Origin of the sequence: Desulfomonile tiedjei DSM 6799, from assembly GCF_000266945.1 — a bacterium.
GTDB lineage: Bacteria > Desulfobacterota > Desulfomonilia > Desulfomonilales > Desulfomonilaceae > Desulfomonile > Desulfomonile tiedjei.
This window is the reverse complement of the sequence record NC_018025.1, coordinates 5605273-5630337: the sequence shown is the minus strand read 5'-3', so window position 1 is coordinate 5630337 and position 25065 is coordinate 5605273. Positions and strand designations below refer to the sequence as shown.

The 25065-nt window shown below is 49.6% G+C and carries 20 protein-coding genes; 13 read left to right on the top strand and 7 right to left on the bottom strand.

Translation table 11 applies throughout. The annotated features are described in order from the left end of the window. The first annotated feature begins 451 nt into the window (after positions 1 to 451). The 9 genes from acd to selB all read left to right on the top strand — a co-directional run bounded on the left by acd (position 452) and on the right by selB (position 10995). The gene (gene acd, locus DESTI_RS24150; protein WP_014812594.1) at positions 452 to 1621 is read left to right on the top strand and encodes a glutaryl-CoA dehydrogenase Acd; all 1170 of its coding nucleotides are present in this window, start codon (positions 452 to 454) and stop codon (positions 1619 to 1621) included. Between the two features lie 282 nt (positions 1622 to 1903). Next, positions 1904 to 3022: a tRNA guanosine(34) transglycosylase Tgt gene (tgt, locus tag DESTI_RS24145; RefSeq protein ID WP_014812593.1), complete on the top strand. Its 1119-nt coding sequence runs from the start codon at positions 1904 to 1906 to the stop codon at positions 3020 to 3022. Further along, positions 3015 to 3344, top strand: coding sequence for a preprotein translocase subunit YajC (gene yajC, locus DESTI_RS24140; protein ID WP_014812592.1), 330 nt, complete (start codon positions 3015 to 3017; stop codon positions 3342 to 3344). Before tgt ends, yajC begins: the two co-directional genes overlap by 8 nt. Positions 3345 to 3355: 11 nt before the next feature. Next, on the top strand, positions 3356 to 4960 hold the full coding sequence (gene secD / locus DESTI_RS24135; protein ID WP_014812591.1) for a protein translocase subunit SecD: 1605 nt from the start codon (positions 3356 to 3358) through the stop codon (positions 4958 to 4960). Between the two features lie 64 nt (positions 4961 to 5024). Beyond that, on the top strand, positions 5025 to 5927 hold the full coding sequence (gene secF / locus DESTI_RS24130; RefSeq protein ID WP_014812590.1) for a protein translocase subunit SecF: 903 nt from the start codon (positions 5025 to 5027) through the stop codon (positions 5925 to 5927). A gap of 18 nt (positions 5928 to 5945) precedes the next feature. Further along, complete coding sequence (gene holB, locus DESTI_RS24125; RefSeq protein WP_014812589.1) at positions 5946 to 6956, top strand: DNA polymerase III subunit delta'; 1011 nt, start codon at positions 5946 to 5948, stop codon at positions 6954 to 6956. A gap of 4 nt (positions 6957 to 6960) precedes the next feature. Further along, positions 6961 to 8181: a PSP1 domain-containing protein gene (locus tag DESTI_RS24120; protein WP_014812588.1), complete on the top strand. Its 1221-nt coding sequence runs from the start codon at positions 6961 to 6963 to the stop codon at positions 8179 to 8181. 36 nt (positions 8182 to 8217) lie between these two features. Continuing rightward, positions 8218 to 9048, top strand: coding sequence for a transporter substrate-binding domain-containing protein (locus DESTI_RS24115; RefSeq protein WP_014812587.1), 831 nt, complete (start codon positions 8218 to 8220; stop codon positions 9046 to 9048). 21 nt (positions 9049 to 9069) lie between these two features. Further along, a complete protein-coding gene (selB, locus tag DESTI_RS24110; RefSeq protein WP_014812586.1) occupies positions 9070 to 10995 on the top strand; it encodes a selenocysteine-specific translation elongation factor in 1926 nt (641 codons plus the stop codon). Here the strand turns inward: selB and DESTI_RS24105 are convergent. Further along, positions 10941 to 11432 carry a hypothetical protein gene (locus DESTI_RS24105; RefSeq protein WP_014812585.1) on the bottom strand — a complete coding sequence of 164 codons (492 nt, stop codon included), beginning with the start codon at positions 11430 to 11432 and terminating at the stop codon, positions 10941 to 10943. The two genes, selB and DESTI_RS24105, sit on opposite strands and share 55 nt — an antisense overlap. Before the next feature lie 128 nt (positions 11433 to 11560). Between DESTI_RS24105 and DESTI_RS24100 the strand changes: the two genes are divergently transcribed. Then, the gene (locus tag DESTI_RS24100; protein WP_014812584.1) at positions 11561 to 12097 is read left to right on the top strand and encodes an epoxyqueuosine reductase QueH; all 537 of its coding nucleotides are present in this window, start codon (positions 11561 to 11563) and stop codon (positions 12095 to 12097) included. A 130-nt stretch (positions 12098 to 12227) separates the two neighbouring features. On the opposite strand, the gene DESTI_RS29415 is transcribed toward DESTI_RS24100, so the two are convergent. The 5 genes from DESTI_RS29415 to DESTI_RS24070 all read right to left on the bottom strand — a co-directional run bounded on the left by DESTI_RS29415 (position 12228) and on the right by DESTI_RS24070 (position 16335). Continuing rightward, a complete protein-coding gene (locus tag DESTI_RS29415) occupies positions 12228 to 12842 on the bottom strand; it encodes a class I SAM-dependent methyltransferase (RefSeq protein ID WP_014812583.1) in 615 nt (204 codons plus the stop codon). Positions 12843 to 12845: 3 nt separating this feature from the next. Further along, positions 12846 to 13598, bottom strand: a complete 753-nt coding sequence (locus DESTI_RS24090; RefSeq protein ID WP_014812582.1) for a class I SAM-dependent methyltransferase — start codon at positions 13596 to 13598, stop codon at positions 12846 to 12848. Positions 13599 to 13601: 3 nt separating this feature from the next. Continuing rightward, on the bottom strand, positions 13602 to 13976 hold the full coding sequence (locus DESTI_RS24085; protein ID WP_014812581.1) for a polysaccharide biosynthesis C-terminal domain-containing protein: 375 nt from the start codon (positions 13974 to 13976) through the stop codon (positions 13602 to 13604). Next, on the bottom strand, positions 13976 to 14689 hold the full coding sequence (locus DESTI_RS24080) for a glycosyltransferase (RefSeq protein ID WP_014812580.1): 714 nt from the start codon (positions 14687 to 14689) through the stop codon (positions 13976 to 13978). Before DESTI_RS24080 ends, DESTI_RS24085 begins: the two co-directional genes overlap by 1 nt. 527 nt (positions 14690 to 15216) lie before the next feature. Then, positions 15217 to 16335, bottom strand: coding sequence for a DegT/DnrJ/EryC1/StrS family aminotransferase (locus tag DESTI_RS24070; RefSeq protein WP_014812579.1), 1119 nt, complete (start codon positions 16333 to 16335; stop codon positions 15217 to 15219). A 368-nt stretch (positions 16336 to 16703) separates the two neighbouring features. On the opposite strand from DESTI_RS24070, the gene DESTI_RS24065 reads away from it, so the two are divergent. Next, positions 16704 to 17285, top strand: coding sequence for a DUF4337 domain-containing protein (locus tag DESTI_RS24065; protein WP_014812578.1), 582 nt, complete (start codon positions 16704 to 16706; stop codon positions 17283 to 17285). A gap of 271 nt (positions 17286 to 17556) precedes the next feature. Here the strand turns inward: DESTI_RS24065 and DESTI_RS24060 are convergent, their stop codons facing one another. Next, the gene (locus tag DESTI_RS24060) at positions 17557 to 20778 is read right to left on the bottom strand and encodes an ATP-binding protein (protein ID WP_169316397.1); all 3222 of its coding nucleotides are present in this window, start codon (positions 20776 to 20778) and stop codon (positions 17557 to 17559) included. 689 nt (positions 20779 to 21467) lie between these two features. On the opposite strand from DESTI_RS24060, the gene DESTI_RS24050 reads away from it, so the two are divergent. Then, positions 21468 to 22742 (top strand): PAS domain S-box protein, encoded by a 1275-nt coding sequence (locus tag DESTI_RS24050; RefSeq protein ID WP_014812576.1) that lies wholly within the window; start codon positions 21468 to 21470, stop codon positions 22740 to 22742. Positions 22743 to 22984: 242 nt separating this feature from the next. After that, positions 22985 to 25027 carry a hybrid sensor histidine kinase/response regulator gene (locus tag DESTI_RS29410; RefSeq protein WP_014812575.1) on the top strand — a complete coding sequence of 681 codons (2043 nt, stop codon included), beginning with the start codon at positions 22985 to 22987 and terminating at the stop codon, positions 25025 to 25027. Positions 25028 to 25065: the final 38 nt, after the last annotated feature.

The window sequence follows — 25065 nt, the reverse complement described above, 5'->3', positions numbered from 1 at the left end:
TTAAACCGATTGCTACAAATTCTGACGTTTATCCAATGCTCCAATATGAGATACTGGTGGGGACCGGCCTCCCTGCCGGTCATTCTATCGATATCATTGAGCATATTGAAGATGTGCCGGCACGGAGGCACGGCACCCACCAATGTTCCTACATCTTGAATCGGAAACTAATTTTGGGAGTTGCTATAGTATCTTGAAGGCAAAATGGTAGAGGCGCTTCCCGATGAACATGAAATCGGTGTACTGAACTCTTGTATCGGTGCATTTTCTGAAAAACCTCGACATAACCCGGATTCTGCTGCATGATTGCTTGACGTGTTGTTCAGCCTTTTGCTATTTATGTCACGTCCTTGCGCCATCCGAGTGCAGAACCCCGACCCTGAACGGCTGCGCGGTTCCTCGCCTCACCGGACCAGCCGGTTCCGGACATTTTATTGGAGGAGATGAGTCCATGAGCGAATACGATATTGAACTTACCGAAGAGCACATAATGCTCCGAGACATGGTGCGTAAGTTTGCGGAAAAAGAAATTGCGCCTGTGGTGGATAAAGATGAAAACGAGCATCGCTTCCAGAGGGAATTGGTCAATCAAATGGCCGAACTGGGGCTTTTCGGATGTCCTGTTCCTGAGGAATACGGCGGAAACAACATGGGGTACCTTGCCCATGCAATTGTAACCGAAGAAATCGGTCGCGCTTCCGGCTCTCTTCGCGTGGCGTTCAATATGCAAACCATGGGGACATCGGTTTCGATTCTGAAATGGGGCAGTGAAGAGATAAAACGCAAGTACATTCCTGAACTTATGGCGGCGCGTCTTCTGGGATGCTTCGGAATCACCGAACCGGACGCGGGATCCGATACCGCAGCTATGACGACAACTGCCGTGAAAGACGGAAACGAGTACGTATTAAACGGTCGCAAGATGTGGATAACCTGGGCTCCTGTAGCAGACATGGCAGTGGTATTCGCCATGACTGACAAGAAGGCCAAGCACAAAGGTATGAGCGCCTTTGTCATGGATATGGATATGCCGGGAGTATCCACCCTGAGCATTAAAGAAAAGCTTGGGCTTTGGGCCTGCCCGACCGGCGAAATCATCATGGAAGACGTCCGTGTCCCTGCCGGCTACCTCCTGGGAGAGGAAGGCAAAGGATTCGGGATGCTCATGCAGGAACTGATCAGCACAAGGCTGAGTGCGGCCGCAGGAGCAGTCGGAACGTGTCAGGCAGCGCTGGACGAAGCAGTGAAGTATGCCACCGAACGTCAGCAATTCGGACAACCCATCGCACAATTTCAGATGGTTCAGGAAGTCGTCGCACGCATGGTAGCCGAAACCGAAGCTGCCCGTGCTCTTGTGTGGCGGTGCGCAATGCAAAAAGATCGCGGCCTCGTCAACAATATGCGAGAGACCGTCCTGGCGAAATACTACGCATGCAGAGCAGCAGATGAAGTGCCAAATCTCGGGTTGGAAGTACTGAGCGCCTACGGATATTCCAATGAATACCCCATAGCGCGCATACTTCGAGATGGAAAAGTGTACAAAATCCTTGAAGGCGCTACAAATATCATGAAAATGATCATCGCCCAGGATGCGCTCAACCTGAAGAAGGCAAATAGATAGTTCAACAATAGCAACACGCGAGAATCGGAACACCTCCGGCTCTCGCGTTTTCTGTTCTCATGCGATTTCCCAATCAAGATAATATTGGGGGGGAACTTCTTATACCTATTCGCTTTTATGAACATAATATGGCCGGCAGGGACGCCGGCCGCTACCGGCTCTGGTAGAGTCCGGCGTCCCTGCCGGACCTCTCTGTTTTGTTCTTTTATTGGCGAAACGGTATTAGAAGAAGTTCCCCCCCGATTTTCCTTTCTTGATTGAGAAAACTGAATAGGAAGTCAAATGAGCTTTGCTTTTGAAGTGCTTCATCGTGACGCGGGCAGTGCGGCTCGGCTGGGTCGAATGACGATCCGCGGCATCGAGGTACCGACTCCTGCTTTCATGCCGGTTGGTACCCGGGGCGTAGTGAAGACCCTTTCTTCTCAGGAAATTAAGGATTTCGGATACAAGATAATTCTGAGCAATGCATACCACCTCTACCTTCGTCCGGGTCACAAACTGGTGGAGCAGCTTGGGGGATTGCATCGCTTCATGAATTGGGACGGTTTGATTCTCACGGATAGCGGCGGGTTTCAGGTGTTCAGCCTTGCGCGGTTGAGGAAACTCACGGACGAGGGGGTGCTTTTTCAATCGCACATAGACGGCAGCTCTCACCTTTTCACCCCGGAACTATGCATTGAGGTGCAGGAGGCTCTGGGATCCGACATTATTATGTGCCTTGACGATGTACGGGGATATCCGGCAACTCGAGAAGAAGCCCTTGAAGCGCTTCTCAGGACGACCCGCTGGGCGGCATTGTGCTTAGGAGCCAAAAAAAGGGTTGACCCTGCCTTATTCGGCATAGTACAAGGGGCGATGTACCCGGACCTCAGGAGGTTGAGCGCCGAGAGCTTGGCCGACCTGAATCTGGATGGATATGCCGTCGGCGGATTGAGCGTCGGGGAACCCCGTGAGCTTATGGTGGAAATGTTTGAGGTGACGTTGCCTCTGATTTTTGAAGCGGTTCCTCGATACGTTATGGGTGTCGGAAAGCCTCAGGACATTATAGATGGGGTCCTGCGGGGGGCCGACCTGTTCGATTGTGTGCTCCCCACGCGAAATGCCCGAAACGGTACGCTCTACACCTCGCACGGATCGGTTAACATCAGAAATTCCCGATATCGTGACGATCCCCGCCCGATAGATCCCCAGTGCCAATGCCTGTTGTGCAGTAGTTATTCCAGAGCCTATTTAAGGCATCTTTTTCAGGAACGAGAGATCTTCGGTCTCCGGCTTGCGACTTTGCACAATCTGAGCTTTTATTATCATATGATGGAAAATATAAGGATAGCAATTACGCAAAATCGTTTACACTCTCTCGCACGAGATTTCTCGGTACAAATGGAGGAGACCGATGATTGATATCGCTTATGCAATGGCCCCGCCCTCAGGGCAAGGTGGCGGTGACAACGCTTTGATCGCATTCTTGCCCATGATTCTCATTTTTGCGGTCTTCTATTTTCTGCTGATCAGGCCGCAACAGAAGAAAGCTAAAGAGCATAAATCCATGCTCGACGAACTCAAGAAGGGCGACGCCATTATCACGCAGGGTGGCTTGTACGGGAAGATAGTCAGTGTCTCGGACAATGTGGTAACCCTGGAGGTTGCGGACAAAGTCCGGGTAAAGATTTCCAGAGCCCATATTGCCGGTTTGGCTCCTGCAGGCATCGACCAAAATCCGTAAGGAGCGAATAAATGAACCAGAGCCTCAGGTGGCGAATAGTTACTGTAGCCATAGTACTTGTCGCATGTGTTTTTCTCCTGTACCCCTCCGTTGGCCCAGTCCCGGAATTCTGGCAGAAGTACCTTCCGAACAGCCCTGTTCGGTTAGGGTTGGATCTTCAGGGCGGTCTGCATCTCGTACTCGAGGTTCAGGCTGAGGCGGCTGTAGAAACTATGGTCGATCAGACCATTTCTGAAGTGCTGTCTCTCATGAAGGACGAGAAGATTCGCTACAATGACGCTATTCGGACTTCGCCCAATTCTCTGGCGGTAATTCTGAAAGATGCAGACCAGGCATCGCTGTTTGATGCAAAGATTCTCGACAAGCTTCCGAGCTTCAGAAAAGTCTCGTCCGGCACCACAGACAAGGGATATGAAATTCAACTCCAAGTCGATCCCAAGGTGGCAGAATCTATCAAACAGAAGGCGGTTCGCCAGGCCGTGGACACCATCCGCAATAGGGTAGACGCATTCGGTGTTGCGGAGCCTGACGTGGTTATCCATGGCCAGGACAGGATTATTGTTCAGTTGCCTGGCCTCAAAGAGGATATCAACCGCGCGATCGATATTATCAAGCAAACTGCCCGCTTGGAATTTAAACTCATAGACGAAAAGGGAGATCTCACTGCCGCCCTCAAAGGCGATGTCCCGCAAGGCGACGAAGTTCTCTACAAAATAGACAAAAACCCGAGAACGAATGCTGTGACCCGGACGCCATACCTGGTGAAGAAACAGACGCTCATGACCGGAGACGTCATTACCGATGCCAGGGTACAGCCTGACCAGATGGGCAGAATGATCATTGCCATGGAGTTCAACAGTATCGGCGCCAGACAATTCGAGCGTATAACCGGCGAACACGTTCGGGAACGACTCGCGATCATTCTGGACAATCGGGTTTACTCTGCTCCGGTAATAAAAGACCGCATTTCCGGAGGCTCGGCAATCATTGAAGGTGCATTTACTCCGGATGAGGCGCACGACCTGGCTCTGGTTCTTCGAGCCGGCTCGCTTCCCGCTCCGGTGAAGATACTGGAAAACAGGACTGTCGGACCGTCCCTGGGAGAGGATTCCATTCGGTCCGGCCGCAACGCGATTCTCGTCGGAATCGTGCTCATCGTAATCGGCATGGCCGTTTATTATAAATGGTCCGGAGTCGTGGCCGACATTGCTCTGGTGCTGAACCCGCTCCTGTTGTTTGCAGTAATGGTTTCTCCCGGTCTGCGGGCTACCCTGACTCTGCCGGGTCTCGCGGGAGTCGCCTTGACCATGGGTATGGCCATTGACGCGAACATCCTGATTTTCGAGAGAGTTCGTGAAGAATTGCGAGCAGGAAAATCACCCCGAGCGGCAATGGAGACAGGTTATAACAAAGCTTTCCTGACCATCATCGATACGCACTTGACGAACATCCTTGCGGCACTGCCGCTCATCCAGTTCGGGACCGGGCCGGTGAAAGGGTTTGCTGTCACTTTGTGTGTCGGTCTCATCATTTCGCTTTTCACTGCCTTTTTCGTGACCCGCACGATCTTTGATTATGGCTTCCAGGTCAAAGGCATCAAGAAAATAAGCATATGACATCTGATGAAACAGGGAGGCGGTCATACGTGAACGCCTCCTTCGATTTAAAGAGGATTTCAGCGTGGAACTCATAAAACCGAACACGAACATTGATTTCATGGGCAAACGTCATTATGCCTATCTTTTTTCTCTCCTCTTATTTGTGGCGGCTCTCATATCGATCCCCATTAAAGGCCACATCCGCCTCGGAATCGACTTCAGCGGGGGCGCACTGGTGCAGGTGAAGTTCAACAAACCCGTCCATACCGATGAGATCAGGGATGCTCTCAAACAATATGGCGAAGGTTTGGTTGTGCAAAAGCTGGTTGGTGTGGAAGAATTCATCATTCGATTCGAAACAGGTGAGGAGGGCTCGGATCAGCTTAATAAACAGATTTCCCAATTGCTGGAGGCGAAGTTCGGCAAGGGTAATTTTGAAATCCGCAGCCTTGAGATGGTCGGTCCCAAGGTGGGGAAAGATCTTCAGCAGTCGGCAATCTGGGCTACTGTTATAGCGCTTGGAATGCTTCTTGTCTACATGGCGTTTCGGTTTACCTTCACTATGGGGTTGGGTGCCATTGCTTGCCTCTTGCACGATCTGGCAATGGTCTATGGATTCTTTGTGTGGACCGGATTGGAGTTCAATCTGACTATTCTGGCAGCATTCCTCACCGTAGTCGGGTATGATATAAACGATACCATCGTGGTATGCGACAGGGTCCGAGAGAACCTGAAGACCATGAAGAAACAACCCTTGATAGATATCTTCAACGTTTCCATAAATCAGACCCTGTCCAGGACAATTCTCACCAGCGGCTTTACCACTCTTTCGGTAATTGCTCTGCTTTTCTTCGGGACTCCCGTTTTGCAGGACTTTGCTTTGGCTCTTATTGTGGGTATAATATTCGGAACGTATTCTTCCATATTCGTGGCTTTAGCTCTTGTTTTGGAACTGGATCGGTTCTTGCCTGTAAAACGCGGCTGATCCGGGCGACTGGAACTTATGCACGTCCTTGAAGGACATGAGAAAATCCTCTCGTTTCTTGCACTGACCGCTCAGAATGACCGGCCTGCCCATGCATATCTCTTTTCAGGAAGAGAAGGTGTGGGCAAGAAGCTGGTTGCTTTGCGGTTTGCTTGCTTTTTGAACTGCCCCTCGCCTACGGATGCGGATTATTCCTGCTCAACCTGCACAAGAATGGTGGAAGGAAAACATCCGGATATTCGGATAACTCTTCCGGAAAAGAACATGATCCGGATAGACAAGGTGAGGGAGATCCAGTCTGTATTGCGGTATGCTCCTGTTGAATGCCGGTACAGGGTCGTTATTATCGATGACGCACACCTGATGAATCGATCTGCTCAGAATGCGTTGCTCAAGACCCTTGAGGAACCTCCGAATTATTCGATTCTGATTCTGATCAGCTCAAGGCCTTCCTTGATGTTACCTACCGTACGCTCTCGTTGTCGGAAAGTGAGATTCGGCTCTTTGTCCACAGAATCGGTTGTCCGTATTTTACGAGATAACGGTATTGCGCCCGGTGAGGCGGGAGTATTGGCGCGACTTGCGTCAGGCAGCGCAGGACGTGCCTTGAAAATGGAAAGTTCACAATACATGAAGCTCAGGGAAAAAGTCATTGCTGTGCTTTCCCATTCAGATTCTGTTGGTTTGCGTGGAGCACTTGAATTTTCCGCGACAATTTCATCGGATCGCGCAACAGCCATACAGGCGATCGAGATTGCATCAACGTGGATTCGCGATCTTCTCCTCGAACAGATCGGCACGCATTCCTCGGAGATGATTCATGTGGATTTTCTTGACAAAATTTCCGACACAGCCCATCGTCAGGATAGCGATCGACTCATTTCTCTGTACGATCAGCTTGTGAGAGCAGCGGAACTGATTGAAGCGGAGATCAACGTAAACCCGAATCTTGTCACAGACACGATGATGCTGAAAACCTTGCGTATTCTTGAGGGGCCTCACTTTGGAGTGGTCCCCGCGAACGGATAATTGCATGTCCACTGATAAATCTAAAAAAGATATTTCGTACTTACCGAGATCGTGGGGTTCGGCAGGTTTTAAGGAAAAAAACCATAAAGAAGTCGAAGAGCCTGCAATCGAAGAGCCCAAAATTGAAGAGCATGTAGACTACAAAGTCTCTGAATCGGAAGAAATCGAGAAAACCGAGGAAACAATTTCGGAATCGACAGAGGCCAAGAGGTGTTGCGCAGATCGCAGATGTCCTCGAATGGGCGCTGTTCCCGACCAGTTAGAGGAAGATTTTGAAGAGCCCCACCCGACAGGGGCCTGGGAACAATCCGATCCAACCAAGACACTGGTTCGGATCGTGGGGGTACGCTTTGGGTACGCGTCAAAAATCTACCATTTCGATTGCGGCGACATGAATCTGAGTGCAGGCGATTGGGTGGTAGTCAAGACCGAAAAAGGGTTGGGACTCGGGCTCATCGCTTTGCCCCCGTTCGAGCGGGAATTTGACGCGGTTCAACTCGAAGGTTTGCGGAAAATATTGCGAAAAGCCTGTCCGTCTGATTTCGAGCAAAAAGATCGATGCAGGGAAAAAGAGTACGAAGCGTACATGTATTGTCTCGAGAAAATAGAGACTTTAGATCTTCCCATGAAGCTCGTATCAGTTGAATGCTTCTTCGATTGCTCCAAGTACGTCTTCTACTTTACGGCTGAAGGTCGTGTAGACTTTCGCGAGCTGGTCAAGCTGTTGGTTGCCCGTTTCCCTGTGCGAATTGAGATGCGCCAGATCGGAGTCCGGCACGAAGCTAAAATGACGGGTGGCCTCGCCTGCTGCGGCCAGGAGCTCTGTTGTGCCCGGTTTTTGACCGATTTCAGGCCGGTCTCGGTGCGAATGGCGAAAACCCAGAATCTGTCGCTCAATCCGACCAAGATATCGGGAGTGTGCGGTAGATTGATGTGCTGTCTCGCATACGAACACGATGTGTACGAAGAGTTTAAGAAAGGTCTGCCGCGGGTGGGTAAAGCTGTAACGACCTCTCAGGGGGAAGGATTGGTTTTGAAACACAATCCTCTCGCAGAGACGGTATTCGTTAAGTTGCAGGACGAGACGATAGTTGAAGTTAACAAAAGCGAAATTGTAAAAGTCGGTTCATCCAGCTCGAAGAAGGGGGAAACTGACCCGGACGGCAGTAACGAGGCTGAAAATATCGCACACAAAGGCGAAACCGGGTCGGAACTGGATTGGTAAGTCCGCGAATGTTGTCCGTTTCGAGGAGGAAGTGCAGTGAATCGCCGCATCGGGATAGTCTTTTTTCTGATCGTGTTGTTGATCCCCCATTCGAATGCCTGGAGCGGAGCAACATTCGATCGAGTGGTGGGGAGCAACACTGTACGATTGGGAGCGCCCTACAACATTATTCCACATGGGTTTCTCAATTCTTCGGGTGAATGGGCAGGCTTTGAAGTGGACCTTGCCGCGGAATTGGCCAGACACATGAATCTTAAACTCGATCTGGTCAAAGTGAATGAGAAGACCTGGCGCTCTATGCTGTCGAAAGGGCAAATAGATGCGGCTTTGTGCAGAATAGTTCATCGCAGATCGCTGGAAAACGAATTCGACTTCTCGGTCCCGTACTTTTTTGACTCACCACAAGTTCTGGTACTTAAAGGTTCCTCCAAAGCAGTCTCGGATCTGAAAGGTCAGAAGATTGCGGCAGTCCAGGGATCGATTTTCGAGAAAACGGCTATGAGCCTGTTGAGACAGACGGGTGACGATGCTGCGCAGAAGAACGTGGTCTCGTACCCCGATAGACCTGCTTGTTTCATGGCTCTCGGCAAAGACAAGATTGGCGGCTGGCTGGATTCCGGTATGACACTGATGGAATACTCTGCAAAGAGTCCCGGTCGCTTCGAACTCATCCCTGCAGGGGATTCGGTGGAAGTCGTCGCCATAGCGCTCCCGTCCAATGATTCCGCCTGGCGAGATCTGGTCAATTTTGCTCTGCAAGATATGGCTGCAGACGGAACCTGGAAGAGGATTTACGATAAATGGTTCGGGCCGGATGCACCACATCCGCTACCTGCGAAGAGAACGATAGAAATCTGGCCGGAATAGTCCGTCATCAAAGAGCATTGAATGAAAAGAGTAATTTTAGGAACCGCCGGACATATCGATCACGGCAAGACACAACTTGTACGCGCGCTGACCGGAATCGATACGGACCGTCTGAAAGAAGAGAAGCAACGCGGCATTAGCATAGAGTTGGGCTTCGCGTTTCTCGAACTCGGCAATGATATCCGGATGGGCATCGTGGATGTTCCGGGACACGAGAAATTTGTCCGACAGATGGTGGCGGGCTCGGGCGGAATTGATATCGCAGCGCTGATTGTGGCTCTGGACGAAGGAGTAATGCCGCAGACCGTGGAGCATCTGGACATTCTGAACCTGCTGGATGTTCGTATGGGACTGGTTGTGCTCACAAAGGCGGACCTGGTTGACGAAGAATTGGCTCTCCTTGTGGAGGAGGATGCTCGGGATTCGGTAAAGGGAACTTTTCTCGAAAAGGCTCCCTTTGTCAAAGTCTCTTCCAAAACCGGCGAGGGGTTGGACAACCTTCGCGAAGTCCTGACGGACATGGCAACCAAGATTACGGAAAAGCCGGTTCACGGTCTCATGAGATTGCCGGTAGACAGAGTATTCACCCTGAAGGGGCACGGAACGATAGTGACCGGCACACTGATTTCCGGGACCATGTCCGTTGGCGACGAAATCGAGATTCTTCCCAGCGGCTTGAGAACAACGGTACGCTCGCTTGAATCCCACAACCGTCAGGAGGAAAAGGCCTTTCCCGGAGAGCGAGTGGCAGTCAATCTCCGGGGATTGGAACAGGCGCAGGTGCACCGTGGCGAAGTCCTCACTCATCCGGGCCAGTTCAAGCCTTCTTACATTGTTGACGTGAAACTCAGGTCTCTGGCGCGGTCACCCATTCCCTTGAATAATCGAAGAAAAGTCAGATTTCACCATTATACGTCGGAAGTTGAGGCGCGTATTATTTTGCCCGATATGGATGTCCTTGAGCCGGGTCACGAAGTGCTCGCACAACTGCGGGCGTCAGAGCCGGTGGTGCCTGCTGCAGGCGACCGGTTCGTTGTGAGAGCGCTCTCTCCGTCCATTACCCTTGGCGGCGGGGTGGTCATGAACCCCCGTGCGGCAAAGCTGCGGGCGAGGTCCGCGAAAACTTTTCTGGAACTGGACCGTGGGGACGACGTCAGCATTATCATCTCCCTGGTTCGCAGCGCAGGCATAATGGGCATCGGACGAAACGAGCTGCTCGGCCTCTCGGGTTTTTCTGTTAAACGTCTTGATAAGACACTGGAAACGCTGCGTAATTCAAGGACGATAATCCGTTTCGATCCCACAGAAAACCGCATGGTCCACAAGGACTTTTTTGAAATAGTTCGAACTAGAATTCTGAAGCGCCTGACTGCTTTTCATGCCGAACATCCCCTCAAAGAAGGCATGTCAAAGCAGGAAGTGCGTTCGTCATTGCCCGGTTCGGAAAAACTCATTAAAGCTGTTATGGATTTTCTCGTTTCAAAAGCTGAAATAGCGGATGAAGGAAATCTCCTTCGCCTGAGTTCTCATAAAGTCCAACTCAACGAGAATGAAAAGGACATCAAAGACAGGCTTGCGGCGCTGATAGTAAAGGCCGGCAACGCGCCTCCTCTTTTCAAGGAAGTTGTAGCCGCTGCGAAAGTGGACCAGAAGCAAACGCGCAATCTTATGAGCATCTTGGAAAAAGAAGGTCGAGTGGTTCGGATTAGTGAAGATTTCTATTTTTCTAAAGATTTCGTAGACGACATCAAAAGGAAACTCACTGACTTCATCAAGCGTGAGGGCGGGATCACTCCATCTCAATTCGCCGAAATAACGAAGTCTTCGCGAAAATTTAACATTCCGCTCCTGGAGTATTTGGACAGGCAGCGATTCACCATGCGAGTGGGCGATCAGCGAGTGCTGAGAGGTTCGGGAAGCTCCGGTGAAGGCGGCAAGGTGGAATAGAATTCTGCGACTCGTTTCAATTTTTGAAGACATTCAGTCCGCTGGCTTTCAAAACGTCTGGCGGAATCGGGGCTCTTTTCTGCAAGGTATTTCATCAATGCCCAAGCTTGATGATCCATGCACGCGTACGATTGTTCGAGGAGACCTATCAGTCTCCGGTCCACATCGGAAATGCGGGTGTTGGATACTGCCTTGAGTTTGGCCCTGATAACACGGACCCGTTTCTGCACGTTCTTGACTATCTCATTCGCGGTTTCCTTGGACACGATATTTGCCACAAATCCATCGGCAGTAGTTCCCAGGAGGAGGAAAGAATCGTTCAGGTATGCGGTTGCAGTTTCGCCGAAAGCGTTGAGAAACACAGCCTGATCAGAGCCCTGGGCCGGTCCTGCTATGATGAAAAGACCTAAACTGAAAAAAAGAATGAGATTTTTCATGAGCAATTCGGTTTAAGTGATAATTGTAGTAAGATGTCCTTTTGCCTGATTGACACGAAACCGGTGCGGAATCGTTCCGCAATGCCCAAAAGTCTTACCATGACGCTGGAAAGGAGACAACCTTTTTCATGAAAATACTGTTACACGCGTGCTGCGCACCCTGCCTGGTTCATCCTCTGGAAGATCTGCGCTCACAAGGTCATGATGTCACAGCGATATTCTTCAATCCGAACATCCATCCGTACACCGAATATTTGCGGAGACTGGATGCATTCACGGTTTTCACCCAGGAGAATCAGGTAAAAACCGTAACCGCAGATTTCGATGCCGGAATGGAAGAGTGGTTCAGAGAAGTCAGTTTCCGTGAGGCTCAGCGCTGCCGTGTGTGTTTCCACCTGCGTATGGATGCTATTGCCGCTTTTGCCGAAGCCAAAGGATTCGATGCGTTCTCAACGACACTGCTTTACAGCCGTTTCCAGAAACACGATCTTCTGAAACAGATCTGTGAAGCGGTTTCGGAGAAACACGGGATTCCTTTTCACTACGCTGATTGGCGCACCGGCTGGAATGACGGCGTGAAGAAATACCGAAAATTGGGACTCTACAGACAGAAGTACTGCGGGTGTGTTTTCAGCGAAAAAGAGAGAGCTTTGAAGATTCTTTGATCAAAGCTTGCGGCTGCTCTCCCTCTTTGTCGAAGGGACTTACGTAGGATGCTGGTGAGCGCAGCGAACCGCATCAATCGAGTCATCTGTTGGTTTCGCGACCGATGCGGTTCATTTCATTCACCGCATCCTACTTTTCTTTTTTCGCCAAGACACCGACGAAAAAACGAAAGAAATAGAAGATTTGGTGGGCAGGAACGAGACGAGCCCCGATCATCATATTTCGAAGGGCTTTCAAGCTGAAAGTCTCGCCGATCCATATGCCGGGCGAGGTGTTGCGGATGAGCCGTTGAAACCCAAGCGGCCCGAAGAGATAGGGAACGCCGACGAAAATATTCCCGCCTTTTCTCACGACACGTGCCATTTCGGACAATGCGTTTGACGGGTCAGGCAAATGTTCGAGCGTGCTGCTGTTCCAGCACAGATCCACAGCTTCGTCCCGGAACGGCAGATGATTCAAATCCGCGACCACCAGAGAGAGTGCCGGGTCCCTGAGCCTCGCCTGTTCCAGCGCCTCCAGATCGATATCCGCAGCGACACTCAACGCGATTTTCGGATGACGCGCCAGTATGGATGAAGCAAAAGCAGGTCCCGATCCGGCTTCCAACACCACCGCATCTGAACCATGTATGCCGCGGGTCACAAAGTACTCCGCAAGTTTCGAATTCAGGCCGTTTCTGAGCCAGTCGAAAAACCGATACACGAGAGTCTCCGGAGAGCCGAGCTGCCATGCTTTTGTTGCCATATTTCAGCCGGCCTTCCGAACAATTGCCATGATGGAACTCCCAAAGGGAACATCCCATCGGCGGAGAAATTTCCGTTCTAGGTTCATGACCTGAAACAGAAATCCGTTTACAGCAGGATGCATTTCTTTCAGCTCGGATTTAGGGGTATCGTTTTCAACGTGTCCACCGCCCTGCAGAGCGAGCCGATATGCGGCTACCGCAGGAAATACCGATCCGAACACGTGGGTTATGCGAAGGATCTCAGCATTTCCCCGGGAGAGGAGCTTTCGTACCCGTGCTCGCGTGTACCGGCGGCATGCACCGACTGCCTTATGGTGTTCAGGGGTCATCAGCCAATCATATGCCGGTACGATCAGTATCAAGTGACCGCCGGGTTTCAGCACCCGCAGCAATTCCGAGTACGCAGCGTCTTCTGAAACAGCGGTGCACTCCAGCACATCTATCGAAGTGACTGCATCGAATGTATTGGAACCGAATGGTATTTCGTTGATCGAAGCCCTGCAGGTTCTTTCCAGGCCGCGTTTCCTGGAAAATGCCGCGGCTTCAGGCGATAAATCGAATCCGTACGCATCGGAAGTGAGATGTTGGGTAATATTCCAGAGATTCTGGCCTGTTCCGCACCCTGCATCCAGTACCCTTGCGTCACGCCTGATATTCAACCCCTGCAACGCGTCCAGCAGTATCGAGTGGAGTCCTCTAAACCACCAGTATGTCGGCTCGAGATCGAAAAGAGTCTGGTATTCGTGAGACTCCAAGCGTCAATCCTCAACGGGAAAGCTGAACGTATCCGAATCCGCCGCATCGTAGCGGAGAGATTTGAGCATGATGAAGTCGGATTCTTCCAGGAATTTTATGGCGTGGGATTCATTCGTTTTGAGAATTACACCCTGGCTGGTTCCCACGCGGAATTCGTCGCGCTCTCCGTTTTCCACGTTCACTGTTTTGATCGTTGCTGACCCGCGGCTGATATAAAAGAAAATCACCGTCTTTTTGTGGTAATGATTCCCCATTACCGCGTCGGCTTTCATGCTGCCCCGGATCAGGTTTTCCCAGTGTCCGTCATTGAGTACTTCCTGGAAGTGCCCGCGCTCGTCGTTTCTCTCGAACGACGGTTTCAGTATTTCGTGAGACATCAGTCAATCCTGCGTAATCTGGCCGTAAAGATTCGGAGTACGTACTGCATTCCCGTTTTAAAGAACTTTAGGATGCTCGGCGCTGATTTGGATATCCCTTTGGCTCGATCCCTGAACACGTAAGGCATTTCGAGCACTGTCAGACCCTTTTTGCGGCAAGTATACAGGAATTCCATAAAATATGCGCCGTACCCGGTGGGAATAATGGATACCTTATCGAATACCCGTCTCCGGAGAACCACGAACCCGCTGTCATAATCCTTAATCCCATATCCGAGGACCAGGGTTGCCAGACCGTTGATGAGACGGCTCGAGATCACTCGCAATGGAGTCCGGTCGTCAAGACCTCCCGGAGCATAGCGAGAACCGACAACAATATCGTATTCATCAAGCTCTTTGATCATCGCGGGCAACATGGAAGGCGGCATACACATATCCGCATCCATCCATCCCACAATCCGGCCTCTGGATTCAATAATGCCTCTGTTGAATGCAGACGCGAGTCCACGAGTATCCACCCGCCGAATGAGCACGACCCGCGGGTCGTTCAGGTCTTCCACCAACTTCCAGGTCTCATCCGCAGAATTATCGTCTACAACGATAATTTCCACCGGATCTTTGACATGTTCAAAAATGCTGTTGATGGTGTCGAGAATGTTTTCACGCTCGTTATATGTGGCCAGAACAATGGAAACCTGCGCATCTTGGTTCAAGGAAATACCTCCCAAAAACAGTTCTTATCCGCATAATCGGAACCAAAAAAGCAAGATTTAGGGGATCCTTTTTTATAATGGATTACGTCGCTAGCTCAGCCAGCGTAGGATTCGCTGCGCTCATCACATCCTACGTGAGCTGATAATGGCTGTTCTGGTCCGGTGGATCATGGCCTATGCGATCGTAGGGGCATCCCTTGTGGGTGCCCATTAGCGACCGGCTTCCAGCCGGCCGTCCAGAAAGAGCAGGTCTCGTGCCTGCCCCTACCGTGGCTGCGCTCGCAATACCGAGGACACATGCAGCTATTGCTTCGATTGAGATCTGAGCTAAGTCAACAATCCATTTGTCAAAAGGTCCCCAAGCCCTCCCAAGAAACTTTTGATATTTGATCGAATTCTGAATCTTTCTCACGAAAAAAGCAGAATTCGATCAAGCATCGAGCCTCTTGGAAGGTCAGGGAAACGCTTCTTAAAAGAAGGGTCTCCCCAGTTTTACGGCTGCGAAATCGCGTTGATATCCACCCTGGCTAAGAGGTGTGACATTCCATGAGCTTGGTTGCGACTTCTTCCATTTGAGCACGGGTTAATCCCAGGCCGGATGGCAGGTAAAGTCCTCGGTTCCACAAGTCCACCGATACGGGATTATTGACGGAAACGTCAGGGTATGCCGGATTGTTCCCGTTCATGAATACAGGCTGTATGCTCATGGGACAGAAAAAGGATCGGGTATCCACCCCCTTTTCCCGAAGCTTCTTCATGAGATCGTCCTTGCTCAACCCGAATCCATCGCCCACGAGAATCCCATACATCCAGTACACGTTCTTGGCCCAGGGCTCTTCATACGGCAGTGTCAAATCCTTGGCATTCGCGAGCAACTCGTTATACGTCTCGCCAATCCGGCGCTTGGCTGCAATCTTCTCTTCCACCATTTCCGTCTGCGCTACACCGATAGCAGCCTGTACGTTGGTCATGCGATAGTTGAAAGCAACGACATCATGGACAAAGCGAGGCTCGGTGAATCCCTGATTGCGCAAAAGCTGCATTTTTTCCGCAAGTCCGCGGTCGCGACAGAGAACCATACCGCCTTCGCCGGTTGTGAGTATCTTGTTGCCGTAAAAACTGAAGCACGAGGCGTCTCCGAAACTTCCGGCTTTCTTGCCGTTCACTTCAGCACCGTGGGCCTGGGCGCAGTCTTCGATCACATACAAATTGTGTTTAGCCGCTATCTTCACGATCGCTTCCATGTCGCAGGGATGCCCGTACATGTGCACGACCATAATAGCCTTGGTCCGCGGTGTAATTCTCTCTTCAATACGCTGTGCGTCAATGCACCAGGTTCTGGGGTCCACATCCACCAGCACCGGTTTTGCTCCGGTTTGAATAACAGTATTAGCAGACACGATAAGTGTGAAATCAGGAATAATGACCTCATCACCACTCCCGATATTCATCGCGACCATCGCCATATGGAGAGCAGTTGTGCAATTCGTACAGGCTATGCCGTACGGCATCCCTACATAGGCGCTGAATTTCTCTTCAAAAAGTGAAATGTATTTACCAGCGGAGGAGATCCAATTGGTCTCCAGGCATTCAGTCACATACTTTAACTCTCGGCCATCAAGCACAGGCTCGCAGACAGGAATCATATTCCGTCCCCCAATGTATCGGACTGGGATAAACATCGGACGACAGAGCGGCTTTCCAGACTGCCTGCTTGTCACCGAATAGCTTATCGCTAAACTTTCCTTGTTTACACCTCACAGAGTCTCAGGTCAAGCACCGATTATGCGAAAAATTTTTGCTGTTTCCATCATTCGCGATTATTCATTGTCCCACAATGATACATCGTGTGACGAGCGGAAAATCTGACAGGGAAATGTTTCCATGAGAAAACTTTAGATCCATTCAAATATCTGGATTATGACTCTAATTTAACTTGCCGGACACAACTTCCTTCAATAGAATCCGACCGCCGAAATCAAAACATAGTGAATCGCTGAATGCGGAGGTCTCTGTGGAACTGGAGGAAGTCAGGGAAGAGGTAGCAGAAGAACTTCTTTCCAAGAACAAAAATGAAAAGTGGTTATCATTCCTGGCGCTCACCACAGTATTGTTTGCGGTATGTGCCACATTGTCGTCTTTCAAGGAAGGCAACAACTCGGTTGATTCGGTTCTGAATCAGACACAAGCTGCGAATCAATGGTCGTACTATCAGGCAAAGAGTATCAAAACTTACCTGTATGAAATGCAGAAGGAGAAACTCACCCTGGATCGTGAAGCCCGGCAGAACGCTTCCGGTGGAATTCAGGCAGCTCGATATGATGAGCTGATACAATCGTACGCGAAAGACATTGCGCGTTACGATGCGGAGAAAAAGGAGATATCCGCGGAGGCGCGGAAGTATGAAAAAATGCGGGACGAAGCCCAATGGAGAGCGGATACGTTTGGTATGGCGGTTATTTTTCTGCAGATGTCGATACTTTTGTGCTCACTGTCTGCTCTCATGAGGAGAAAACTTCTTTGGCTCGTAGGATCTCTCGTGGGGCTGGTGGGAGTATTCTATTTCTCTAACGGTTTTCTGAAATTTCTCCCCTAGAGGGAGGGTGATCGTTCTCAGAAGATGTTCCAATCCTTGATGACTTCTCGATGGGGGATTCCGGCTCGCGTTCGGACAATAAAGATCGCTTCGAGATCTGCACAGACCTGGGAACCACGTTTGTGGTATCCAGGGCCCCTTCGCTTTTGATGCCAATTTGCGTTCAAAATCCCTCCATTCCTCCTTTAATAAAGGGGGGTTAGATGGGATTTTCGTCTAACTCTGAAAGCAAATAGATGTAAAACGTTTCCCCCGATTTCCTTTCTGATATTCACACCGTGGGCAATCTCTTCAGGTCGCCTGTAGCTTCGCAGTGACCAAAGATGATTGCGGCTTTGTGAAAATAGTCGCGAGCTTCGGCCAGCCTGTTGCTTCGGGAACAGATTCTTCCGAAAACGACATAGTCTCGACCATGGTGGAGCTTCATGCCTGTAGCACTATCGGCAATAATAGCGGTTCTGATCCACATTTCGGCTTCCTGGACCTTGGGGGTATCGGCTTCCAAGAGGATTTCCGCTATGATCCTGGCCATCCAGCCTTGCAAAGCTCTGAACCTATTCTCATAGAAAAGGCGCGATAATTCTTTTACATCGACAGTCGTATGGCCGGATCTTACCTTAATAAGCTCGAGGGCCAGTTGGTTGAGCTTTACGCATGACGGCATTATCTGTACTGCCTTCATTATTGAGATGCTGCGCTCGTGGTGATGAGCAGCGGTGTCATAGGTTTCCAATTCGGAATGAACCGAGCCGAGGAAGAAATGAGCCCATGCCTCCCAGTAATAGTAGTCTGCTCTTTCCAATGACGAGGCAGCAAGCGAGAGCATCTCTTTCGCCGCCCCAAGGTCCCCTTTATAATAGTAAGCCATACCGAGGCTCCCGAAAGCCATACCTTTGGATAGCTTATCACCGCTTTCCTCGGCGATACGCGCAGCCTCCCGGCAAGCGCGAATACCGAGATTCAACTCACCGGTAAAATTGTACACGAGGGAACTGATGAGGCTCTTGACCATAGAAACACCCCATAACACCTGGAGCGACTGGTTCGTATGCAGTGCTTTTTCGAGGAATACAAGGGACCGAAAAAATTCGCCATGAGCGGAAAGCGCTATTCCCATCCAGCCATAGGCACTTACTGCTGAAACAATGTCACCATTGTTTTCCGATATCTCAATCGCCTCCTCCAGGTTCTTCAGTCCTCGGGAAAAGTCCTCTTCGACAAAACAATAGTACGTTCCAATCACAATTTTCATCTGAGCCGTTTTCCGGTCGACACCATTCGATTCCAACACGTGTAAGATCGGATCCACGACTTTCTTGGCTTCGAGATGGTTATTCATCTGAGTCAAATAGATCCCTAAAGATGTCCTGGAATCTATCAACTGCGCCTGAACGTGAGGATCCGGAGTAAGCTTCTCGAGACATTCCACTCTCTTCCTGGTGTACGCTATGGCTTCCGCAAAGGATGCAGTTCGTCTGGCCTTTTTGCCGGCCTTCCCGGCAAACTCTGCAGCTTTTTCGTACTGCCTTCCGAGAAAGTAATGGTGAGTCAGCACGGCATACACTTCGGCCGGTTTTGATGCGTACACTTCTTCAATTGCCACACCGATCTTCACATGCAAATTGCTTTTTTCAGATCCGGAAATGGAATCGTACACCACGTCACGAGTGAGAGCGTGTCGGAACACGTACACGCATTCTTGTCCCGAAGTATCGCCGTAGATCAAATTGGAATCCTGAAGTGCGCCGAAACAGTGCTCCAGGTCGTTATCAGAGAACCTCGTCACCTTTTGCATCAGATCGTAGGAGAACTCCCTTTCAATTGCAGACGCCGCTCGCAAAACCTTTTTCGCTTTCCTGGGAAGCTTGTCGACTCTTGCCATAATTGCCGAGTTCACTGTCAGAGGTAATGAGACACCCGAAAAATCCGGGGCCAATTTGTACGAACCGCGATCTTTCTTGATAAATTTGAGGTCTTTTGCAGAAGTCAGAAATTCTTCCAAGAAGAACGGAACTCCCTCTGTCTTGTCAATTATCAAGTCCTCGAGATTTGGGTCGATAGAATCGGTATTCAACAATATTCGCGTCATCTTTCTACTATCTTTTTCAAGAAGAGGTTTGAGATCGATACGCTGCTTGCAGACAAGCCCATTCGAATACGCGATAAACTCAGGTCTATACGTCAGGATCATAAATATTCTGGAATCGTGCGCAACCTGCATCAGGTAATTCAAAAACTCTTTCGATCCCGCATCGATCCAATGGAGATCTTCTAAAGCAAAAACCATAGGACCCGAACCCGAGTACCACAGGATAAGACGCTTCAGAATGTCCATTATTCGGTATTTTCTTGACTCGGGACTCACCGGGACCGTTTCAATGCCGCTCTCCGTCACGGAAAGCAGTTCGAGGATCCAGGGTACTACGGAAGCATCGTTATCGAGTGTCGGTGCCAACCCTTGTGTCACCTTTGCTCTGATGACATTACTCTCATCATTTCCTGAGATACTGAAGCTTTGCCTGACAAACGGTATAAATGGATAGTAGGGAGTCTCTTTGCCCTGAGATTGACATTTCAGCTCCAGGTACCTTGGATTGCCGTTTTCCAATCTCTTCCTGAACTCGTATAACAGCCTGGATTTTCCGACACCCGCATCGGCAACAATAGACAGACAGAACAGCATACCTTGCGTTGATGTCTCGTACGCTTCCTGAAGAAACTGGAGCTCTTCGTTCCGATTCACAAATTTGGTGAGGCCTCTCTGAATTCTCGCGTCAAAAGCATTTGAAATAGGAACCTGTTCGGCCAGCTCGTAAAAAGGGACTTGAAGAGAACCTGCGGAACATTCCGTTCCTATATCCGAAAATATGAAAAATCCTTCAGCGAGCCGCCGAGTATTTTCGGAAACCACAATCTTACCGGGAGATGCCAAACATCTGGCCTGATACGCAATGTCACACGTACTCTCAATATCCGACAGTTCATTCACGGGATCGTGCGCTGACGCTTCCATCAACATAAGTCCCGAGTGCAGGCCTAGACTGATCTCAACCGAGAGTCCGTACTGTGCAGCAACCGGGTTTTCCTTCCGCCCAACCGGATTCTGAATCGCCAGAGCTGCGCAGCAGGCTCTTTGTGCATGATCCTCGAAAGCCAGAGGCGCTCCGAATACAGCGCAAAAACCCTTTCCCTCGAGATGGCCGACCGTTCCTCCATAAAAGACAACATGATTCGTCATTTCTGCGAAACACATTTCGCAAAGAGCGAATACTTGTTCCGGTGCAAGCATTTTGGAAAGCTCCTCATAACCGGAAATATCTGCAAAGAGGAGAGTCACCAGTTTCTTCTCAGATTGTGTAGGTCCTTTCTGGTCGAAAATACGGCCAGCGATCAGTCTAAAGAATTGTCGTCCCACAGGATTTACCTGACCGAAAGCTGTAGGGCGCTGAAATATGCTCTTTCCACACTGCGGACATTGCGAATGTTGAGGCAAACTGCGATGTCCACAGTGTTCGCATTCCACGAAGACTGCCGAACCACAGTGCAAACAAACAGACAAATTCCTTGCAATAGATCGCCCGCACGTTCTACAGACCATTTTCTTCCCCAAACCTCATGTTTAGAAACAAAGCCTACGGTACACTCAGGCAACCAGTTACATACTGATGCAAAACAGTATCTCGTGCATTCTTGAGGACATTTGCTATGAAAATCCAATTCGGTTTAGCCGAATCGAAGTCGAGATCATAAATGAGCACGCATGGTTATGTGGTGTTTTCTGACTGTCAGGAAATGATCTACCATAATCAGGCTTGCAGATGTTGTCAAGACAATTACGGCAACAGGAAGAGAGGCTTTTTTGAATGAAGTCAAATAGTTGATAAACCTCATGAGATTGAATTCAAGGAATTTAAGCTTTACAAATATCAAGTCCATATTATAATCTAAAAAATGGGCTTTCAGAGACTGCAATCGACCAAAAGAAACAAGGTTAAAAAGTTAGTTCAATGATGGTTACTCGACTGTAATATGACGATTACAATTAGAGTATGCGGAGCCGGCAATCCAAATTGCTTGATAGCAATGTGGGAACATTGCATACGAAGAGCCGGTTCAGGGTAGGAACAGATTGAAAATGAGCTTACTCGCAATGTTTCTTCATCTCCTGTCCGGGACACGGAAATGAGTAAGAGAACATCCATGGAAACTGTGCTCGAACATGGCGCTATCGTGATTTTTTCCCGTCATGGAACCGTGATAGCTGCAAATGATGGTTTCCATCGTATTTTGGGACAATTCTCCGATTATGTGTCTGGTGGACAATTCGACGATTTTGTTTACTCCGAAGATGGAGCTTCCTTATCAATTGATGATCTGCCGATTTCCGAACGCGGTCCACTTCATCTCAAAGCCAAGTTGAAGACCGGCACCGGCCTGGTTCCCATGATGATAACGCTGATTCCCATGCTGTTGGCTTCGGGAGAAACGGGATTCACCATGGTCGTGCAATCGCCGCGGGTGTCGGATGGATATCCGGGACTCTCTTTTTTCTCTGACGCATTCCAACAAAGTTGTGAAGGAATGTACGTCACGGACCTGAACAGTCGAGTGCTTTACATAAATTCGGCCTTTCTCCGCATGCACGGTTACAGGGAACATGAAATTCTCGGCAAGCATCAATCGTTTTTTCATTCTCCCAAGGACATGTTCACTCTTGTAAGTGCGACGCGCCAGGTGCTGCAATTCGGCAGCTTTGAGGGAGAGGTCTTGCACGTTACAAAGAGCGGGGAAACATTTCCGGCTCTCTTACTGAGTTCTCTTATTAGCGATCGTTCGGGCAATCCGGAGGCAGTACTCCATACGGTTACCAATCTATCGGAATTCAAGGCGGCACAAGACAAACTGATTTCAGCGAACGATCGGCTTCGGGAGCGCGTGAATTCACTGGAAGAATTGCTCCGCGAATCAACCCGGAAACATCAGGAATCCAAAGAGGAAGTGAAGAAATGTAAAAGCAACCTGCAGAAGGTGGAAGAAGCACTCAGTATGCTTATAGCGGGTGTTCAGGAACAGAAGGCTAAGATCCGGGAAAAAATAGTGCAGGATATTTCGTCAAAGCTCAGCCCCCTGATCAACCGGCTGGAAATAGAGAATCTTCCGGATCAGGTGCGAGAACTCACACTGTTACTCCGCCACAACATCGATAACTTAAAGCTTGCTATGTCCAGAGATGTTGCCATTGACAATGGAAATCTCCTGACGTTTCGAGAGCTGCGAGTCTGCGAAATGATCGGTTCGGGGCTCAGCTCCAAGGAAATAGCATGTATATTAAATATTTCTCCGCACACGGTATTTCTTTATCGAGCCAAGATCAGGAGAAAACTCGGGCTCTCCGGAAACAAAGGAGACCTCACCAGCTATTTGCGGAGCACTACCTCTGAAGGAGAAAAGAAATGAGACACGCAACTTCCGGCCCAAACGATCGTTCGCCAGGGAATTGTGAGACCAACTCAGCTTACGCAAACTGACTAATCGAATTCGTACTGTGCGGCCGGCATGATTTTCACTTTCTTTTTTATTGACCGTTGTGCCTAATGAATGTAAAGTATACTGTAGATTACCGCTATCCCCAAAGGTCACATTAATTGATAAATCAAAGGGGAAGTGGTTGAGAGGCAAATCGCCTGAATGGGGGGGCGATGGACAAAGAAACATTTGAGGGAACCTCTGGGGAAGTATTCGAATTGATACAAGACGACAGCCCGACAGATACTATTGACCTGAAGATGATCTTCCCGTGCCCTGCATGCGAGGAAATGGATTCGGCATGGAAGCATGAGAAATCCGCGTTCATCAAGTTGCTCAGTGCTCTGTCCGTTCCAACGCTGCTTATCTCCAGATCTCATGCAATCAAATTCGCTAATCCAGCCTTTGCGAAACTCACCAACGGTCGTTTGCATACGAAGAATTTGACTTTCTCCTCACTCTTTTCAAATCCTCTGGATGCACGCCAGGCTCAGTTACTTCTTGAAAAAGTATTCAACGAACGAAAACAAGAGATCCGAGAAAAAGTGCTTCAAATTCACCGTACGCGAATTTGGGCGCGTATTCATCTGCTTACTGTCCGTAATGATGACGAAGAACTCGTTCTCGTGCAGATAGAAAACTTAACCGCGCAAAAAGAACTCCTCACTGTACAGAAGTACAAGAAACTCGTGAATGTATTTCCACTTGGGATAGTCGAATTGGCGACTCCTTCGCCGCTTTCGTGCGGTCTTTCGACGGACGTTCTACTGAAATCCATTCTTAATTCACGCGTGGTAGATGGAAATAACGAATTTGCCCATATGTACCAGCGCCGTGATTTCAAAGAACTCAAGGGCGTTCGACTCGATATGATCTTTCCTTCCCGCGGCAAGAGTAAATCGCTGTACCAGAAGTGGATAGCCGCAGGATTCCCGGTTCGATCTTTTGAAACAAGAGAAACCATGCTCATGGGAGGAATCCATTATTTCGAGAATACCCTGATCGGGAACATCAATAATGGCCTACTCTACGGTTTCTGGTGGTTGAAGAAGGATATCTCCGAGAAGAAACGAAATGAAGAAGAAATCATAAAGGCTCAGAAAATAGACTCTCTCGGTATATTAGCAGGAGGTATTGCTCACGATTTCAACAATTTATTAACCGGTATACTGGGAAACATCACTCTTGCGCAGAAGCTCATCGATCCGGACCACACTTCACACAAACGACTCGATTATGCAGCGAAAGCTTCGGTCCGGGCGCAAGATTTGACGCGACAGCTCCTGACGTTTTCCCGGGGGGGCGCTCCAATCAAAAAACCTACGTGTGTGCCCGAGCTTTTACAGGAATCAGTCGGTTTTGCACTGAGGGGGTCGAATGTCGATTGCGAGTTTTATCTGCCTCTGGACGTTTGGTCCGTCGAAGTGGATGAGGGGCAGATAAATCAGGTAGTGAACAACATAGTGATAAATGCCGTTCAGGCGATGCCTGATGGCGGAACCATGCAGGTTCGTGCCATGAACACCGTAGTAAGCGATGGGCAGGGATTACCGCTGAAATCCGGGAAGTACGTGAAAATCTCCATTGTGGATGAAGGCACGGGTATTCCCGAGGAGCATATCGATAAGATTTTCGATCCCTATTTCACTACAAAAAAGAGAGGAAGCGGTCTGGGCCTGGCCACTTGTTACTCGGTGATAAAGAAGCATGACGGCTATATCAATGTGAAATCCGAGGTGGGAGCAGGCACGACGTTCGATCTCTATTTGCCGGTATCCGGCAGAGTCTCTGAAACTAACAGTGAAGACGAAAAATCCGTCAAGAATACAAAAGGCAAAATCCTCATCATGGATGATGAGGAACTCATTCGAGATTTGGCCATCCAGATCCTAATGGTGGCAGGATACGAAGTCGTGCCGGCAAAGGACGGCACGGAGGCAATTGCTATATTTGAGAATGCCCTGAGGTCTGGACAACCATTCGCCGCGGTCATCATGGATCTCACAATTCCGGGGGGCATGGGAGGAAAAGAGACAATTCGCAGGTTATTGAGAATCGATCCGCAGGTGAAGGCAATTGTTTCAAGCGGATATTCTAACGATCCCGTTATGGCGGAATTCGCATTCTACGGTTTTAAAGGGGTTCTGGAAAAGCCCTATAATGCTGAAGAATTATCGAAAGCATTGAACGCAGTTCTCACCCCTGGAGGGGAATAGTACGAGGTTACGACGAGCAGTTTGACCTGATGCCGATT